The following is a 16,070-nucleotide window of genomic DNA, read 5'->3' as shown; positions in this document are numbered from 1 at the left end:
TTGCCGCACCCGACGACTCCGATCGTGCTGGGTGCGTGCGGTGTCGCTCTGACCGCCGTGATCGGCGCGATCGTGACGCACGCTGCAGCATGGACCGAACTCGAGACGAGCGCGTTGTCCGCGATCGCCGCTGACAGAGGACCGGTGGGGCTGGCCGTCGCGGAGTTCATCGCCTGGCTGTTCTCCCCCACTGTCGCCGTCGCGATCACGCTGCTGCTCGCCGTCGTCATCGGGCTGGCCACGCGATACCTGACACGAGCCGTCGTCTTCACCGTGATCGTCGCGATGTGCTGGGGCGCGTCGGAGACGATGAAGCTCGTGGTGCAGCGCCCGCGGCCGTCCTTCGATGCGGTGGCGGTCGCGGTGCCGACGAGTTACAGCTATCCGAGCGGGCACACGGCCTTCGCGTGCGCCATCGTCATCGCGCTCTTGTTCACCATGCGCGACATCCGGCGCCGGATGCCCGTCACGCTCGCCGGAGCAGCCCTCGTTGCGCTGGTGGCGTGGTCGCGCATGTATCTGGGCGTGCATTTCCCGACGGATGTCGTGGCATCCGTGCTTCTGACATGCTCCATGGCCGGCATCGTGATACCTCTGATCGTGAACGTCGCGCTACCGCAGCTGCGCAGCGCGAGACGACCTGAGGCAGAAGGTGCGACAGATGACGGCGGCGACTGACGACAACACGGAACCCCGCCTCTTTCTGCTCCTCGTCGAGGACGACCTCAAGCTCGGTCCGCTCATGGCGAAGGTGCTGGGGGCCTCGTTCGACGTCGAGCTGATCGCCGACGGCGGCAAGGCGTACGAGCGCGCACTCAGCGGCGACCACGACGTGCTCATCGTCGACCGTCGGCTCCCGACGCTCGACGGGCTCAGCATCGTGCGCAAACTGCGGCAGGCGCGCGTGGTGACGCCGATCCTCATGCTGACGGCGCTCGGGACGACGGCGGACAAGGTCGACGGTCTCGACGCCGGCGCGAACGACTACCTCGTCAAGCCGTTCGAGTACGACGAGCTGCTCGCGCGGCTGAGGGCACTCACCAGGCGCTTCGATCCGCAGGGAGAGAGCCTGCCGGTCGGCGAGTGGACCTTCTACCCCGACGACGCGTGCATCTACTCTCCGCACATCGGTCGCATCCTGCTGACACCCCGCGAGTCGGAGCTGCTGCGCCTGTTCGCCGAGAGCCCGGAGCGCACGTTCACGCGTGAGCAGATCCTCCGCGCCGTCTTCAGCGCGGACGACCAGCCGGGCACCGTCGACACGTACGTGCACTATCTGCGACGCAAGACCGACAAGGACGTCGTGCTCACCGTGCGGCGCAAGGGCTACCGGCTGGGGCAGCTGTGAGCGCACGACGAGCACGCGACCACGGAGCGGATGCCGCGGCCATCGCCCGCGCATCCCGTGCTGTCACCGCCCAGATCACCATCGCGGCGGCCGCGATCGTCGTGCTGGTCGTCGTGCTGTCCGTCGCCTTCATCATCGACCAGTCGCAGCCCAGTGAGCTGCTGGAGAAGCCGGCCCCAGGCGAGACGAAGATCTACGTCGACGCGGATGACATGCTCATCGCCCTCATCGTCGTCGGCATCATCGCCATCGTGCTGGCCGGGCTGCTCAGCTGGGTGATCGCACGGCGCGCGGTGCGTCCCCTCGGCGAGGCGCTGCGGATGCAGCGGACCTTCGTCGCCGACGCCAGCCACGAGCTGCGCACGCCCGTCGCCGTGGTCGCCGCCCGCGTCGAACTGGTGCGGCAGGAGCTCGACGCCGGCGAGGATCCGACGCAGAACCTCAGCGAGCTGCGCCAGGATGTCGGCCTCCTCAGCGACGTGATCACGGATCTCCTGATCGCGGCCTCTCCCCCGGCGGACGCCGAACAGCGGACGCCGACGGACGCGGTCGCCACCGCCGAATCCACCATCGCCGATCTGCAGGTGATCGCGACGGAGCGGAACGTGGCCGTGCATCTGGATGCCGCTCCCGGCATCGCCACGCCGGTTCCGTCCACCACTCTGCGGCGCTGCATCGTGGCCCTCGTCGACAACGCGATCGGGCACTCACCGGCAGGCGGAACGGTGGGCGTGACGATCGCGCCGGCCAGGGACCACTCCTTCTTCGTCGTGTCGGTGCGTGACGAGGGATCGGGAATCGTCGGGATCGACACCCGCCGCCTGTTCGAGCGGTTCGCGCGAGGCGTCGACGCGGCGTCCGGCGGCGAGCGCACCGGCTTCGGCATCGGGCTGGCGCTGGTGCGCGACATCGCCGACCGCTATGACGGACGCGTCGAGGTGACGGACACGTCGTCGGCCGGCACGACGTTCACGCTGACGCTTCCACGCAGCTGACGACGCCGGACGCCGACCCGGTCAGGTGGCCGCAGCGACGTCGCTCCCTATTTCGAGCGAGACCTCGTCACGAGACCTCTCGAGACGCTGGCGGGCTGAGACTGCGCACAGGATCGCGGCGTGCTCGGCACAGGATCAGCGTTCTGGGACGAATCTGGGAGGCCACCGCAGAGTCTTGACTGCAAGAACGTGGGGTGGAGGCAGCCATGCAGGTCAAGTGGGCCACTGGTGTCGGAGTGGTGAGCGCATCCGTCCTCGCCACCGCGCTCTTCTGCGGACTCGCACTCCTCGGCAACGAGGCGCGGCTGCGCGACGACGAGTGGTCGCCCGACGACCCCGATGGTGCCGACGACTAAGTTGGCCTGGGTTGTCTCGCGCCGTCGCTAGACGGATCCGCGCCCGCGTCGCCGCATCCTGCTGCGGATCGCCGGCAGCACCACATTGAGCGCGAGCGGGTAGTAGATCGCCGCGATGGCGAGCGCCACGACAACGCCGGCCACGGCATCCGACGGGTATCCGACCGCCAGGCGCAGGCGTGACCAGATGAGCAGGGCCAGTGCCGCGGCCGCTACTCCCGCGACGCCCCACCGCCACGGCCCGCGGCGAGCCACGACGACGAAGCCGATGATCACGGCGGCGCCGAACACCGTCGGGGTGCTCGGAAAGCTGAGCGGTCCCGACCCCGCGAGTGGATGCGCCGCATCCAGGTCGAGGAGTGGCCGGTCCACGAGGTGCGCCAGCCCCACCGAGGCCGCCCAGCTCGCTCCGACGAAGCCCAGGAAGACCGCAGCGGTGACCGAATCCGCGAGCAGGTAGATCATGAGTCCGGCGATCGCCAGGAGCACCAGCGCAGCCACCGTGCTCACCATCATGTCGAACACCAGCGCCGTGACGTCGACGAGGGCGAACGAGTGCACGTCGAGCATCCGATCGAGAGCGAACTCGGCGCGGGACCACGCGGGGTGAGCCGTCAGCAGCAGCCCGACGACGACGACCGCGACAAGGGCCAGGATCCCAGCGACGATCCACGAGACGGGGTGGCCGACAGCGGTCAGGGCGCGCGCGGCCCGACGCGACTCGTCGCGTGCGTCGCGCTGCGCCATCGGCCGATCGGCTGCTTCCAGGTCCACACGCGTCACGCTCTCGCCTGCCCACCCATGCTCGTCTAAGAATCGGCGCCGTCGCCGCGGGGACGGGTCCTGGGAATGCTGACAGGCTGTGCGTTCGAGCCCTCCTCTTAGTCGGTTCTGGGAGTCCGGCGCTTTGACTGCGGAACATGCTCGAGTACGCCACGACATCGATCGCGACTGCCGTGCAGGTGAGGCCCAAGCGTCATCTCTGGGTGGTGGCGTTGTCTACTGGAGCCTTCGCCATGGCGGTCAGCATGCTCGGCTCCTGGGTGCCGTCGTTGTGGGGCGACGAGGCCGCGAGCCTGCTCTCCGCGAAGCGTCCGCTGGGCAGCCTCTTCACGATGCTCACCCATGTCGACGCAGTACACGGCAGCTACTACGTCATGCTGCATTTCTGGGTGCGGCTGGCAGGCACGAGCCCATTCGCCGTCCGTCTGCCGAGCGCTGTCGCGATCGGCGTGGCGGCCGCCGCCGTCGCCTGGCTCTGCGGACGGATGCACTCGACACGTCTCGCCGTACTTGCGGGTCTCATCGCGGCGGTGCTCCCCCGGCTCACGGATGTCGGCGAAGAGGCGCGCGGATACGCGTTCGACGCCGCGATCTGCGCCGTGCTGTGCGTCGTCGTGGCCGAGCTCGTCTTGCGCGGCGGACGCGCGACACGGCTCTGGATCGCCTACGGCGTGCTGCTCGCGGTCGGAACATACCTGTTCCTGTACGACGTGCTGATGGCCGTCGCCATCGGCGCCTTCCTCGCCTTCACGCCGACGGCAAGGCGGCACCTGCGTGCCTGGGTGATCGCGACGGGCTCCGCTGTGCTCGCGGCATCGCCCCTGATCGTGTTCGCCGTCCTCGAACGCGGTCAGGTGTCGTACCTCCAGCACCGCAGCGAGGTGACCCCGTCGACGGTGTTCGTGCAGATGTGGTTCGGCACGACGGCGTTCGCCATCGTGGCGTGGCTGCTCATCGTCGTCGCACTCGGCGACCTAGCGTACCGCATCGTGCAGCGACGACGGATCCGCGGCTCGGCGGTGACGGCATCCCGCCCGGACGCGGTCGTGCTCGCCGCCTGCTGGCTGTTCCTGCCCGCCGGACTGCTCATCGCGGCCAGCCCGGTGATGGCGGGGTACACCGCGCGGTACGGCGCTTTCGCCGCACCCGCAGCCGCCGTGCTCATGGCGGCCGGCATCGATCGGCTCGCGCGCCGCACGTGGATCGCCGTCGGTCTCGCCGCCATCGTGCTCGTGACAGCCGCGCCGGTATGGGTCTCCCAGCGCACGCCCTACGCCATGAACAACTCGGACTGGAACGAGATCGCGGCGACGGTGCAGGCGCAGGCGCGCCCCGGTGACGGCATCCTGTTCGACGGAAGCGTGCGTCCGTCGCGACGTACGCGGCTCGCCATGGACACCGATCCGTCCGCGTTCGCGAAGGTGAAGGACCTCGCGCTCGATGTGCCCTACGCGGAGAACACGACCTGGCACGACTCCACGTACTCCATCGCGCACGCCGCGGCGCTCGGCAGATTCGACCGCGTCGATCGGGTGTGGGTCGTGGAGTACGCGACCACGGGACACACCGACACCTGGGGTGTGTCGTCGCTCGAGGGGCTGGGCTTCCACAAGACCGCCCACTACTCCTCGTATCGCAGCGTGACCTATCTGTTCACGCGGTGACGTCCGCGCATCCCTTTACTTTCGTCCACCTTTCTTTCGTCCACCGATCGCGCGGCGTCCGCCCGTCGCAGAGAGACCGTTGCAGAGAGCCCCGATGACACGACTCGCCACCACCGCCGTGCGCACCCGACAGCAGCGCGTGCCCGATCCGACACCTCTCTTCTGGATCACCAAAGCCGTTTCCACCGCAATGGGCGAGGCCGTTTCGGACTACTCGATCCACGTGTTGCCGCCCGTCGTGGCCGTTCTCTGCGGATTCGCCCTGTTCGCGATCGCGCTGAACGTTCAGTTGAGTCGTCGCAGGTACACGCCCTGGGCGTATTGGACAGCCGTCGGCATGGTCGGCGTGTTCGGCACCATGGCCGCAGATGTGATGCACGTTGCGTTCGGCGTGCCGTACGCCGTCAGCTCGGCGTTCTACGCCGTCGTGCTCGCCCTGGTGTTCCTCCTCTGGTGGCGGCTCGAGCGCACCCTATCGGTGCACGACATCACGACCACGCGGCGCGAACTGCTCTACTGGGCGGCCGTCGTCGCCACCTTCGCGATGGGCACCGCGCTCGGCGACCTCGCCGCGGTGGGACTCGGGCTCGGGTACCTCGCATCCGTCGCGATCTTCGCCGTGGTGATCCTCATCCCGGCGCTCGGATACCGCCTCGCGCGTTGGAACGCCGTGTTCTGCTTCTGGTTCGCGTACGTCGTGACCAGGCCGCTCGGGGCATCCGTGGCCGACTGGTTCGGCAAGGAGCGCGTGGACGGCGGGCTCGGGTTCGGGGAGGGCTGGGTGTCCCTCGTTCTCGTGCTGCTGATGGCCGGGCTGGTGGCCGCCATGTACCGTCGTGAGCCGATGCGGGCGCGCGGGCGCGGGCATCCGTAGGCTCCTGCCATGACGACTGTGCTGCTGGACAGCCTCATCGGCGTGGCGGTGCTGATCGCGTTGACGACGGCGGTGCTCTGGATCTATGGCGCACCCAAGCGCTGGGCGCCGGCGCTGGCCGTGTTGCGCGGCATGCTGCAGCTGGCGGTCGTGAGCGTCATCCTCGCCGGCGTGATCACGAGCGGATACTGGGTGGCCGTCGCGCTCCTGGTGATGTTCGCAGTGGCGAGCTTCACAGCCATCCGGCGCATCGGATGGAGCAGGGACCACGCGTTCATGATCCTCACTGCCATGGCAACGGGTATCGCCGTCACGCTCACGGTCGTCTTCGTGACGGGAACGATCGAGTTCTCCGCCCGCTACGTGCTCGCCATCGGCGGCATCGTGATCGGCAACTCCATGACGATCGCCACGCTCGCCGGACGCCGGTTCGTCGAGCTCGTGCGCGACCGCTGGGACCAGGTGGAGGCGTGGATGTCGCTCGGCGCGACACCCCGCCAGTCCACCCACGATCTGGCTCGTGACGCCGTCTACGCCGCGCTGATCCCGTCGACGGATCAGACCAAGACGACTGGGCTCGTCACTCTGCCCGGAGCGTTCGTCGGCGCCATCTTCGGCGGCGTCTCGCCGCTGGAGGCCGGACGATTCCAGATCGTGGTGCTCGCGTCCATCATGGCGGCGGGAGCCATCACCGCGGTGATCGTGGCCGCGTGGATGTCGCCCGTGCGGGTCAAGCCGGAGCCGGTGAAGTGAACCGACGGCGCACATCACTGCTCGCGGGTTCCCTGGCGGCAACGGCATGCCTTCTGCTGGCCGGATGCGCGGCGGCGCCCTCGGTCGCGGACCGCGCCGACGTCGCCGCCGAGGTCGCGACGCCGCCGATGGGCTGGAACAGCTGGAACCGCTTCGGATGCTCCGTCACCGAAGCGGACGTGAGGGCCGCCGCCGACGCCATCGTCGCGGATGGGCTGCGCGCCGCCGGCTACACGTTCATCAACGTCGACGACTGCTGGCAGGATCCGACCCGCGACTCGAGCGGTCGACTCCGCGCGGATCCGAAGCGCTTCCCGCACGGGATCGCCGCCCTCGCCGCGTACGTGCACGCGAAGGGCCTGCGCTTCGGTCTCTATGCAGCGCCCGGCCGGCGGACCTGCGCCGAGCGCTACCAGGGATATCCGGGCAGCGTCGGCAGCTTCGGACACGTCGGGCAAGACGCCAGGGCCTTCGCCGCGTGGGGCGTCGACTACCTGAAGTACGACTGGTGCGCGGCCGACCGCGACGGCATCGGACACGAGCAGGCGTTCGCGCAGATGCGGGCTGCGCTCGACGCGACGGGCAGGCGGATCGTATTCAGCATCCACGACAAGCCGGAGGAGCCGGCGCCCGCCTGGCGGCACTGGGTGTCGAACCTGTCGCGCACCACGCCCGACATCCAGGACTCCTGGCCTTCTGTCGTATCCCTCGTGCGCAGCACGCTCGCCGGCGGCGCCGTGCACGTTGCGGGCTACTGGAACGATCCGGACATGCTCGAGGTCGGCAACGGCGGCATGTCGACTGCCGAGCAGCGCAGCCACTTCGCGTTGTGGGCAGAGCTGTCTGCGCCGCTCCTGATGGGTGACGATCTCTCGACGGCGTCGAGCACCACGCTCGGCATCCTCGGCAACCACAGGATCATCGCGGTCGACCAGGACCCGCTCGGCGCGCGTCCCGTCATCGTCGCCGCGTCATCCGGCCACGCACTCGTGCTCGCCAGGCCGCTCGCTGACGGCAGCGTCGCGGTGACGATCACCGCACTGGATGCGACGGCGTCGCGCATCTCGGTGGCGAGCCGGGCGCTGGGTCTTGGCCCCGCGTCATCCGGCGAGGAACTGCAGAATGGCGAGCGTGTGACGATCGGAACGTCGATCGCCGTCACACTCGGCGGCCACGCCACGGCGATGTATCGGCTGAGGCCTCTTTCGAGTGCGGCTGCCCCGGCTCGCTGAGAATGGCCCGTCGAGCGGAGCCCCTCCTGCTCAGTCGCCGAGCTCGTCCACGGCGAGATCGCGGTGAGCGCTGTGCTCCTCGGCCGAGCCGACGACCGCAACGGTGTAGAGCGCGCCGAGACCCACGGCGGCCACGACGAAACCGACCGTCACCAGCGTCCAGATCATGCCGTTCCCCTTCCCTCGGAAGGCCAGCATCACGCTGCGGCTCACAGAATCCGCCCATCTGTGCGACACACGTCGCGGTCGCAGAGCGGACGAGGATCAGCCTCGACGGTCCGGTCACCGAACGCAGAGTCGCCGTCGCGTAAGACTGAGGTGTGGCCTCACCCGAAACCGTGAAGCGCCCCGCCAAGCGGCGCAAACTCTACGAGCTGGAGGTCGTGCGCGTCCTCACGTTCGCCTGCGTCATCGGCGTGCACGTGGTGAGCCACACCGCGCAGGGCAGCGCACCGATCGTGGGAAGCCTGATCCTGCTGCACTTCACCCGCGAGGTCTTCTTCGCGCTGAGCGGGTTCGTGCTCACGCTCAGCTACCTGCGCAAGCCGAAGCCGATGCGTGAATTCTGGCCGAAGCGGTTCCTGCTCGTCGGCGTTCCGTACCTGGTGTGGTCGCTCATCTACTGCATCGTCAGCGCGGTCGGCAAGCCATTCGACCTGTGGCAGTTCCTGCAGCACTTCTTCTGGTCTTCGCTCACCGGCACGGCGTATTACCACATGTACTTCCTGCTGGTCACGATGCAGATCTACCTGCTGTTCCCACTGCTCGTCTGGCTGGTCAAGGCCACGCGTCGCCGGCACTGGCTGCTCGTGTCACTATCGTTCGCTTTGCAGCTGACCATCAGCGCCTTCGACCAGTACAAGCCGGGATCGATGCACTGGATCAATCTGTTCAGCAACGTGATCAACTACCAGGCGTTCATCATCGCGGGGGCCGTCGCCGCCGATCACTCCACGGCCGTACTGCAGTGGGTTCGCGCGCATCGCCGCCTCATCGCGATCGTCACGCCCATCGCTGCCGCCCTCACGGTCGGCGCCTACCTGCTGCAGCTCTCGTGGGGGTACAGCGTCTACAAGGCGTCCACCGCGTACCAGCCGGCCGTCCTGGTGTGGTCTGCGGTGGCTGCCGTGGCGCTCCTGGCGATCGGGGCGTGGTGGGTCGATCGCCGACCCGAGAATCCACACCGCACCCTCGACTACCTCTCGGACCGTTCGTTCGGCGTCTTCCTGGCGCATCCGCTCGTGCTCTGGGCGCTGCTCCTTGCGGCCGGCGGGCTGCTGAGCTCGTGGCCGCCGCTGGTCTCGACGATCGTGGCGTACCCGATCGTGGCGCTCGGAGCGCTCGGGATCGCGGATGTCGCGCGGCGGAGCATCCTGAGCCTCCCCTTGGCCGGGCGGCCGCGTTCCACCCGTCGCAAGAACATCCCCTGACTCGGTGGTCGAGCTTCACCCTCGCGGGTCGTTCGTCTCGATCGTCCCGTCCACCGGGTGCCCACCTCGAATTCTATGGATCGTCCCTGAGGTCCCTGGACGGAACGGATTCTTGTATCTTCCTCATAATCCCGTGAGCACGATCGAACCATGACCACCTTCGGACAGGAGCGGGCGTCGCTGACGCCGGATGGGCCGATCGCGCACGCTTCCTGGGCCGGCGCGGACGTGGAGCGACGTCCGCCGACGGACTGGTGGCGTCTGGGAGCCGTCGCCGTCATCTGGCTGACCAGCCTCTTCGTCGTCGCGCTGTGGGTGTCCGGCGGCGGTCTCGAGGACCTCCTGCGCTTCGACGCGGACACGCTCAACACCCTCGGACGCGTCACGGGGCTCGTCGCAGCGAACCTGCTGCTCTACCAGGTGCTGCTGATGGCGCGCATCCCGTTGTTCGAGCGCGGATTCGGTCGCGACGGCATGACCCGCATGCACCGTCTCGTCGGCTTCTGGTCGTTCTGGCTGATGCTCGCCCACATCGTGCTCATCACCGTCGGCTATGCGGCGGAGAGCGGCACGAACCTCATCGTGCAGGCCTGGCAGTTCGTCTGGGACTACCCGGGCATGCTTCTCGCCACGGCCGGGACGCTGCTGCTGATCCTGGTGGTCATCACGTCGATGCGGCGGGCGCGGCGGCGCCTTCGGTACGAGTCGTGGCACCTGCTGCACCTGTACGCGTACATCGGCGTCGGCCTGTCCATCCCGCACATGCTCTGGACCGGCGCCGACTTCCTGGCTTCGCTGCCTGCGACCGTGTACTGGTGGACCCTCTGGGCGGCCTCGGCGCTGAGCCTCGTCGTGTTCAGGGTGCTCGTGCCCGTCATCCGCTCGCTCAGGCACAGCGTGCGCGTCGCCTCGGTGGAGCCGGACGGCGGACGCGGCGTGGTGGTGCGCATGCGCGGTCGCGGGCTGGCACGCCTTCGTGCCGAGTCCGGACAGTTCTTCCTGTGGCGTTTTCTCGACGGGCCGGGATGGATGCGCGGACATCCGTTCTCGCTCGCTGCAGCTCCCCAGGGCGACGAGCTCGTCATCTCCGCCAGGGTTCTCGGTGACGGCACGCACCGGCTGCTCGACCTGCGGCCGGGGACCCGCGTGGCGTTCGAGGGCCCGTTCGGACGGCTGACCGGCCGCGAGCGCCGCGGTCGCAAGCTGCTCATGATCGGCGCGGGCGCCGGCGTGACGCCGCTCGTCTCGCTGCTGGAATCCGAGGAGTACGCCGCAGGCGATGCGGCGCTCATCGTGCGCGACCACGAAGCGCGGGACGCACTCCGCAGCGAGGCGATCGGCGATCTGGTGCAGAACCGGGGCGTGCGTTACGCCAGGCTCGACGGACACCGCTCGCGAGGCGCGTCGCCATGGCTTCCGCAGTCGCACGCGGAGTGGGCGGGCGACGACCTGATCCGCTACGTCGCGCCCGACCTCGAACTCTACGACGCGTACGTCTGCGGCCCCGAGCCCTGGATGGACAGCGTGACCAGGGACCTGCGCGCAGCCGGGCTGAGCGCATCCCGCATCCACACCGAGCGATTCTCGATCTGACGACAGCTGCAGAAGGCCCCCATGAAGAAGATCATCTACGGACTGCTGGCGACGATCACCGGCGTCGTGCTGCTGTTCAGCTATCGGACGTCGCTCGACGCGGTGAGTCCGGCCGCCTCCGCCTCCGGCAGCGGCGGCACCACGAACGGCGCAGGCACGACCGGATCGTCGAACTCGACAGGGTCGGGTACGACGGGTTCGTCCTCTGGCTCGGGTTCGAGCGGGTCGTCGTCCAGCTCGCCGTCGGCATCAGCATCCGCTTCGTCCAACGGTCTGAAGGACGGCACATTCACCGGCGCGTCGACCGACACCCGCTACGGACCCGTGCAGGTCGCGGTCACCGTCTCCGGCGGCACGATCACCAAGGTCGATGTGCCGGTATACCCGACGGAGAGCTTCCGCGACCAGGAGATCAACCGTCAGGCTGTGCCCGAGCTCGTCTCGGAGACGCTCGACGCGCAGAATGCGAACATCGACATGATCTCCGGCGCCACGTTCACCAGCGAGGGCTACCTGAAGTCCCTGCAGAGCGCGCTCGACGAGGCGCACGCGTGACGGAGCCCGCTGTGTCCGATCGCACCGAAAACGATCGCCCCCTCCAGCATCGAGCTGAGCCGGACCGGAGTGGACCGGACCGGACTGGGCCGGATCGGACCGGGCACGACCGCAGGAGACTCGTCCGTACGGCGCCGGTCATGGGAACCGTGGCGAGCATCCACGTGCTCGGGGATGCCGTCGGCGGTCCGGTGGACGAACGCGAGGTCCAGCAGGCGATCGACGCCTGCCTCCGGGAGCTCGCCGACCTCGAGCAGGTCTTCTCCCCGTTCCGCGCCGATTCCGACATCTCCCGGATTCGTGCCGGCGTCCTCGCGCCGGCCGATGCCGATGCCCGCGTGACGGTGGTCAGCGGCCAGTGCGAGGAGGCGAAACGGCTCACCCACGGCCTGTTCGACGCCTGGCATCAAGGCCGGTTCGACCCGACCGGATACGTCAAAGGCTGGGCGACCGAGACGGCCGCCCGCCACAGCCTCGAGCCGCTGCTCGACGCGGATGGCGTGGATGCTGTGGGCATCGGCGTCGGCGGGGACATGCAGCTCTTCACGGCGGAGGGATCCGACTGGCGCTGGCATGTCGGCATCGCGGATCCGGCCGCACCCGGTGGCGTCGCCGCCACGATCGAGGTCCGCACCGGTGCGGTGGCGACCTCGGGTACCGCCGAGCGCGGATCCCACATCATCGACCCCCGCACCGGCTCCCCGGCGACCACGGTGGCCAGCGCAACGGTCGTGGCCGACGGCCTCACCGCCGCGGACCTCTGGGCCACCACGGCCGTGATCGCCGGCTTCGACGACCTCACGTGGATCGGTGCCGAGGGAGTGAGATCCGGGATCATGATCTCCCCCTCGGGCGCCGTGCGGCGCTGGGCGGGCGGCATCGAGCTGAGCCGCTGGTATGACCCGGGGCTCACCCGGCCGTCGTGTTGAACAGGCGGCCGATCAGGAACGTGGCGGCGAGCGCGATCGCGCCGCCGATCACCACCCGGAGAGCAGCCTTGCCGCGTGCGCTTCCCCCGATGGCAGCCGCGACGTAACCCGTCACGGCGAGCGCCACGATCACGGCCACGAACGTGACGGGCACCCGCCACTCAGACGGAAGGAGGATGGTCAGCATCGGCAGCGCACCGCCGATGAGGAACGACAGCGCCGACGCGAGCGCAGCATGCCACGGACTCACGACGTCGTCGGGATCGATGTCCAGTTCCGCGGAGAGGTGCGCGCGCAGCGCGTCGTGGGCGGTCAGCTCCTCCGCCACCTTGTATGCGGTCGCCTCCGACAGGCCCTTCGCCCGGTACAGCCCGGCGAGCTCCTCGAACTCCTCGTCGGGCATGGTGGCGAGCTCCTCGGTCTCTTTCGCGATGAGCGCCCGCTCGCTGTCCCGCTGGCTGCTCACGGAGACGTACTCGCCGAGCGCCATCGACACCGCGCCGCCCACCAGGGCGGCCAGTCCCGCGACAACGATCGCGTCGACGCTCGACGTCGCGCCCGCGACGCCGACCACGATCGCCGCGACGGAGACGATGCCGTCGTTGGCGCCCAGCACACCGGCACGCAGCCAGTTCAGGCGCTGGGCGAGTCCGGCGCGATGCGGTTCATCCGGATGCTGGCCCGGCGCGGGCTCCGATTCCTCAGACACACCAGAAGCACACCACACCGGGTTCGCGCGGTCGAGGAACGTGAAGCGTTCCTCAGTCGGTCGGTGGCGACGCTCAGAGCACCGAGCCGAGCCAGAGACCACCGAATCCGACGGCGACGGTGGCGACCAGCACGAGGATGCCGTTGCTGAACGCCATCACCCACTCGCGTTCCTGAATCAGGCGCACCGTCTCGATGCTCGCCGTGCTGAAGGTCGTGTAGCCGCCCATCATCCCCGTGCCGAGCACGAGCACCCACTGGGGCGTCAGCAGCGCACTCACGGCGAGTCCGGTGAGAAGCCCGAGGATGAACGACCCCGACACGTTGATCACGGCGGTCCCCCACGGGAACGGTGAGCGCGCCCGCGAGCGCACCAGTCCGTCCACCACGAACCGCAGAGCGGCGCCGACGCCGCCGGCAAGGCACAGTGCGACGAAGATCCCCGGATTCACCCGTGCCGCCTCTCCGCCGCACGCTTCGACCCGACGCGTGTCCGCTCGGTCGCACGCTTCAACCGGCCGCCGACCAGGATTCCCGCGACGGATGCCGCGGCGCCGGCCACCACGCTCACCAGGCCGTACCCGATGCCCACCCACTCGTGACCGGTCCCGAACGTCACGGCGACGCCGACGGCCAAGGTGCTGTACGTCGTGTAACCGCCCATGAACCCCGTTCCGATAAGGAGTCGCAACGCCCGGCGACGACCCTCATCGGATCCCAGACGCAACAGGAGTTCGAGCACGACACCGAGAGCGAAGGCACCGGTGAGGTTGATCACGAAGATCCCGGTCGGGAAGGCTCCGGCCGCCGGGATGACGAGGCTCAGCGCCTCGCGGGCTCCCGTTCCAATCGCGCCGCCGAATGCGACGAGGCCGACGAAACGCCAGGTGAGATGCACCGGACGCGGGCGCGCCGGAGGGCGGGCATCCGCCACCTCGACGTCGCTGTCGACGGGGAGGGACTCGAATGCGTCGCCCGACACGACGGACCGGTCGCCGGCATCCGGTTTCGCGGATCCGGGCGGCGTGCGGGGCGCGTCCTGGTCGGGGGACGTGCTGGGCATGGTTCACCTACCTTGCTCTCGATGAGTGCGGTAGGAGTCATCAGCCGACGTGGCGGTTCGGGCGCGGCTGTCGGTTCCGTCGTGCCCGGGCGGATACCCCATCACCCAGGCTTCGAGGATAACGGCACGCTCTCGTCCGGGGCAAAGTCAAGCGACGGGCGGGCACGGTTGTCTGCGCGGCCTGCACGGAGCATCCTGGTGGGAGGGGGCGATGAGGATGCCGGACACCGGCAAGCGCGGCACCGTTCTGGTCGTCGGAGTCGCACCGGCGCAGGCCGACCAGGTCGTCCGGGAGGCTGTGCGGTTCGCACGGATGCTCGGCGCCGCGCTCGTGCTCGCCTCGGTCGATCCCACGCGGTACACGACCGATCGCAGCCCGGACGGGACCGTCACGGCGTTCTCCGTCGATCCGGATGCGAGCGAGGTGGTCACTGAGCAGTTCGATCCCGAGCTCCACGAGCGGCTGCGTTCGATGCTGGATCCGACGGACGTGCCGTGGTCGCTTCGGGCGCTCGCGGGCGATCCCGCTCAGGAACTCGCGCTGCTGGCCGACGAGCTCGACGCGATCGCCATCGTCGTCGGCACGCGCAAGCCGGGGCTGCGCACCACGGCGCACGAGTTCTTCAGCGGCTCGGTCGCGGTGCACCTCGCCCACCGCCAGCATCGGCCGGTGATCGTCGTGCCTGTCGCACCCGTCGCGAACGGTCAGCGCCTTCCGTGGGAGGCATGATCGAAGGCCCTCCGGCCACTTCGCTGCGTACTGTTACGGCCGGTCCGCCCCTCCAGGCGACGACCATCTGCGGTGCGCTACCGTGAAGCCGATGTCGACTCAGGAGCAGACCGCCGCCCGTCCGGCGAGCCGGTGGCGTCCGCTGACGTGGATCGTTCCCGTCGTGGTCGTCGGCGCAGCGTTCGTCGTGCTCCTCGCTCGCTGGTTCGTCGCTGTGCCTGCCGTCGCGGACTTCATCCGCACGTATCCGGGCACGAGCGCGCTGCCCGCGTGGGCGCCCGTGGGCTTTCCGCTGTGGCTTGCAATCCTGCACTTCCTGAGCGGCGCGTTCCTGTTCTTCATCGTGGTGTCCGGCTGGTCGTTGAGACGCACCAGACGGGGCGGCGGTCGCCCTCGAGAATTCTGGATTCGCGACAACGATCGACTCGTTCGCACGAAGAACCCGCCGGTGCGCATCACACTCACGTCCTGGTGGCACCTCACGGTCGACGCGCTCTGGGTGCTGACGGGCGTGCTCTTCGTGGTTCTGCTGTTCAGCACGGGACAGTGGGTGCGGATCGTCCCGACGCGCTGGGACGTGATCCCGAACGCCGTGTCCGCCGCGCTGCAGTACGCGTCGTTGGACTGGCCGGTGACGAACGGCTGGGTCGACTACAACGCGCTGCAGCTCCTGACCTACTTCGCCACGGTGTTCCTCGCGGCTCCGCTGGCCGTGCTCACCGGCATCCGCCTTGCTCCCGGACTGTCGGTTCGGCTGCGCAGACTCGACAAGGCCTTCCCTCTGCCGGTCGTGCGCGTCGTCCATTACTCGGTGATGATCTGGTTCGTCGCCTTCACCGTCGTGCACGTGGCGCTCGTGCTGCTCACCGGACCGCTGCGCAACCTCAACCACATGTACGGGCTGCGGGATGACTCCAGCTGGGTCGGACTCATCGTGTGGGCGGCATCGCTCATCGTCATCGCGGTCGCCGCAGCACTCCTGCGCCCGCCTCGGCTGGACGCCGTCGCCGAGCTCACCGGCAGCGTCAAGCGCCGCTGACCTCCTCACTCCGTCGCG

The 16,070-nt window shown here is 69.0% G+C and carries 19 protein-coding genes and 1 riboswitch; of the genes, 14 read left to right on the top strand and 5 right to left on the bottom strand.

Annotation, left to right across the window (positions count from 1 at the left end; all coding sequences use genetic code 11):
- From ACX9R5_RS10275 to ACX9R5_RS10260, 4 genes are all read left to right on the top strand, one after another.
- Complete coding sequence (locus ACX9R5_RS10275) at positions 1-678, top strand: phosphatase PAP2 family protein (RefSeq protein ID WP_459408878.1); 678 nt, start codon at positions 1-3, stop codon at positions 676-678.
- Positions 662-1,348, top strand: a complete 687-nt coding sequence (locus ACX9R5_RS10270) for a response regulator transcription factor (RefSeq protein WP_459408877.1) — start codon at positions 662-664, stop codon at positions 1,346-1,348. Before ACX9R5_RS10275 ends, ACX9R5_RS10270 begins: the two co-directional genes overlap by 17 nt.
- Complete coding sequence (locus tag ACX9R5_RS10265) at positions 1,345-2,343, top strand: sensor histidine kinase (protein ID WP_459408876.1); 999 nt, start codon at positions 1,345-1,347, stop codon at positions 2,341-2,343. Before ACX9R5_RS10270 ends, ACX9R5_RS10265 begins: the two co-directional genes overlap by 4 nt.
- A gap of 206 nt (positions 2,344-2,549) precedes the next feature.
- The gene (locus ACX9R5_RS10260; protein ID WP_459408875.1) at positions 2,550-2,699 is read left to right on the top strand and encodes a hypothetical protein; all 150 of its coding nucleotides are present in this window, start codon (positions 2,550-2,552) and stop codon (positions 2,697-2,699) included.
- A gap of 27 nt (positions 2,700-2,726) precedes the next feature.
- Here the strand turns inward: ACX9R5_RS10260 and ACX9R5_RS10255 are convergent, their stop codons facing one another.
- A complete protein-coding gene (locus tag ACX9R5_RS10255; RefSeq protein ID WP_459408874.1) occupies positions 2,727-3,482 on the bottom strand; it encodes a phosphatase PAP2 family protein in 756 nt (251 codons plus the stop codon).
- Between the two features lie 137 nt (positions 3,483-3,619).
- Here ACX9R5_RS10255 and ACX9R5_RS10250 point away from each other — a divergent pair, with 137 nt between their 5' ends.
- The 4 genes from ACX9R5_RS10250 (at position 3,620) to ACX9R5_RS10235 (ending at position 8,005) form a co-directional block, all read left to right on the top strand.
- Positions 3,620-5,146, top strand: coding sequence for a glycosyltransferase family 39 protein (locus ACX9R5_RS10250; protein ID WP_459408873.1), 1,527 nt, complete (start codon positions 3,620-3,622; stop codon positions 5,144-5,146).
- Between the two features lie 94 nt (positions 5,147-5,240).
- Positions 5,241-6,020 carry a COG4705 family protein gene (locus ACX9R5_RS10245; protein WP_459408872.1) on the top strand — a complete coding sequence of 260 codons (780 nt, stop codon included), beginning with the start codon at positions 5,241-5,243 and terminating at the stop codon, positions 6,018-6,020.
- Between the two features lie 9 nt (positions 6,021-6,029).
- The gene (locus ACX9R5_RS10240) at positions 6,030-6,773 is read left to right on the top strand and encodes an ABC transporter permease (protein ID WP_459408871.1); all 744 of its coding nucleotides are present in this window, start codon (positions 6,030-6,032) and stop codon (positions 6,771-6,773) included.
- The gene (locus ACX9R5_RS10235; protein WP_459408870.1) at positions 6,770-8,005 is read left to right on the top strand and encodes a glycoside hydrolase family 27 protein; all 1,236 of its coding nucleotides are present in this window, start codon (positions 6,770-6,772) and stop codon (positions 8,003-8,005) included. The genes ACX9R5_RS10240 and ACX9R5_RS10235 overlap by 4 nt, the downstream gene beginning before the upstream one ends.
- A gap of 30 nt (positions 8,006-8,035) precedes the next feature.
- Here ACX9R5_RS10235 and ACX9R5_RS10230 read toward each other — a convergent pair whose 3' ends face one another.
- The gene (locus ACX9R5_RS10230; protein ID WP_459408869.1) at positions 8,036-8,173 is read right to left on the bottom strand and encodes a hypothetical protein; all 138 of its coding nucleotides are present in this window, start codon (positions 8,171-8,173) and stop codon (positions 8,036-8,038) included.
- 152 nt (positions 8,174-8,325) lie between these two features.
- On the opposite strand from ACX9R5_RS10230, the gene ACX9R5_RS10225 reads away from it, so the two are divergent.
- From ACX9R5_RS10225 to ACX9R5_RS10210, 4 genes are all read left to right on the top strand, one after another.
- Positions 8,326-9,435 (top strand): acyltransferase, encoded by a 1,110-nt coding sequence (locus ACX9R5_RS10225; protein ID WP_459408868.1) that lies wholly within the window; start codon positions 8,326-8,328, stop codon positions 9,433-9,435.
- Between the two features lie 150 nt (positions 9,436-9,585).
- A complete protein-coding gene (locus ACX9R5_RS10220) occupies positions 9,586-11,028 on the top strand; it encodes a ferredoxin reductase family protein (protein ID WP_459408867.1) in 1,443 nt (480 codons plus the stop codon).
- A gap of 21 nt (positions 11,029-11,049) precedes the next feature.
- Complete coding sequence (locus ACX9R5_RS10215; RefSeq protein WP_459408866.1) at positions 11,050-11,583, top strand: FMN-binding protein; 534 nt, start codon at positions 11,050-11,052, stop codon at positions 11,581-11,583.
- A gap of 140 nt (positions 11,584-11,723) precedes the next feature.
- Positions 11,724-12,512: an FAD:protein FMN transferase gene (locus tag ACX9R5_RS10210; RefSeq protein WP_459408865.1), complete on the top strand. Its 789-nt coding sequence runs from the start codon at positions 11,724-11,726 to the stop codon at positions 12,510-12,512.
- Here the strand turns inward: ACX9R5_RS10210 and ACX9R5_RS10205 are convergent.
- The 3 genes from ACX9R5_RS10205 to ACX9R5_RS10195 form a co-directional block, all read right to left on the bottom strand.
- Positions 12,493-13,221, bottom strand: a complete 729-nt coding sequence (locus tag ACX9R5_RS10205; RefSeq protein ID WP_459408864.1) for a VIT1/CCC1 transporter family protein — start codon at positions 13,219-13,221, stop codon at positions 12,493-12,495. The genes ACX9R5_RS10210 and ACX9R5_RS10205 overlap by 20 nt on opposite strands.
- Positions 13,222-13,294: 73 nt before the next feature.
- Positions 13,295-13,672: a fluoride efflux transporter CrcB gene (gene crcB, locus ACX9R5_RS10200; protein WP_459408863.1), complete on the bottom strand. Its 378-nt coding sequence runs from the start codon at positions 13,670-13,672 to the stop codon at positions 13,295-13,297.
- Entirely contained in the window at positions 13,669-14,283 is a 615-nt protein-coding gene (locus tag ACX9R5_RS10195) for a fluoride efflux transporter FluC (RefSeq protein WP_459408862.1), read from the bottom strand. The genes crcB and ACX9R5_RS10195 overlap by 4 nt, the downstream gene beginning before the upstream one ends.
- 24 nt (positions 14,284-14,307) lie before the next feature.
- A riboswitch (Fluoride riboswitch) is annotated at positions 14,308-14,398 on the bottom strand.
- A gap of 96 nt (positions 14,399-14,494) precedes the next feature.
- On the opposite strand from ACX9R5_RS10195, the gene ACX9R5_RS10190 reads away from it, so the two are divergent.
- Positions 14,495-15,013, top strand: a complete 519-nt coding sequence (locus ACX9R5_RS10190; protein WP_459408861.1) for a universal stress protein — start codon at positions 14,495-14,497, stop codon at positions 15,011-15,013.
- A 91-nt stretch (positions 15,014-15,104) separates the two neighbouring features.
- A complete protein-coding gene (locus ACX9R5_RS10185; RefSeq protein ID WP_459408860.1) occupies positions 15,105-16,052 on the top strand; it encodes a cytochrome b/b6 domain-containing protein in 948 nt (315 codons plus the stop codon).
- The last annotated feature ends 18 nt before the right edge of the window (positions 16,053-16,070 follow it).

The organism is Rathayibacter sp. CAU 1779 (assembly GCF_054551755.1).
The sequence above is the reverse complement of the archived record's forward strand: the minus strand, read 5'-3'. Positions and strand labels throughout refer to the sequence as shown.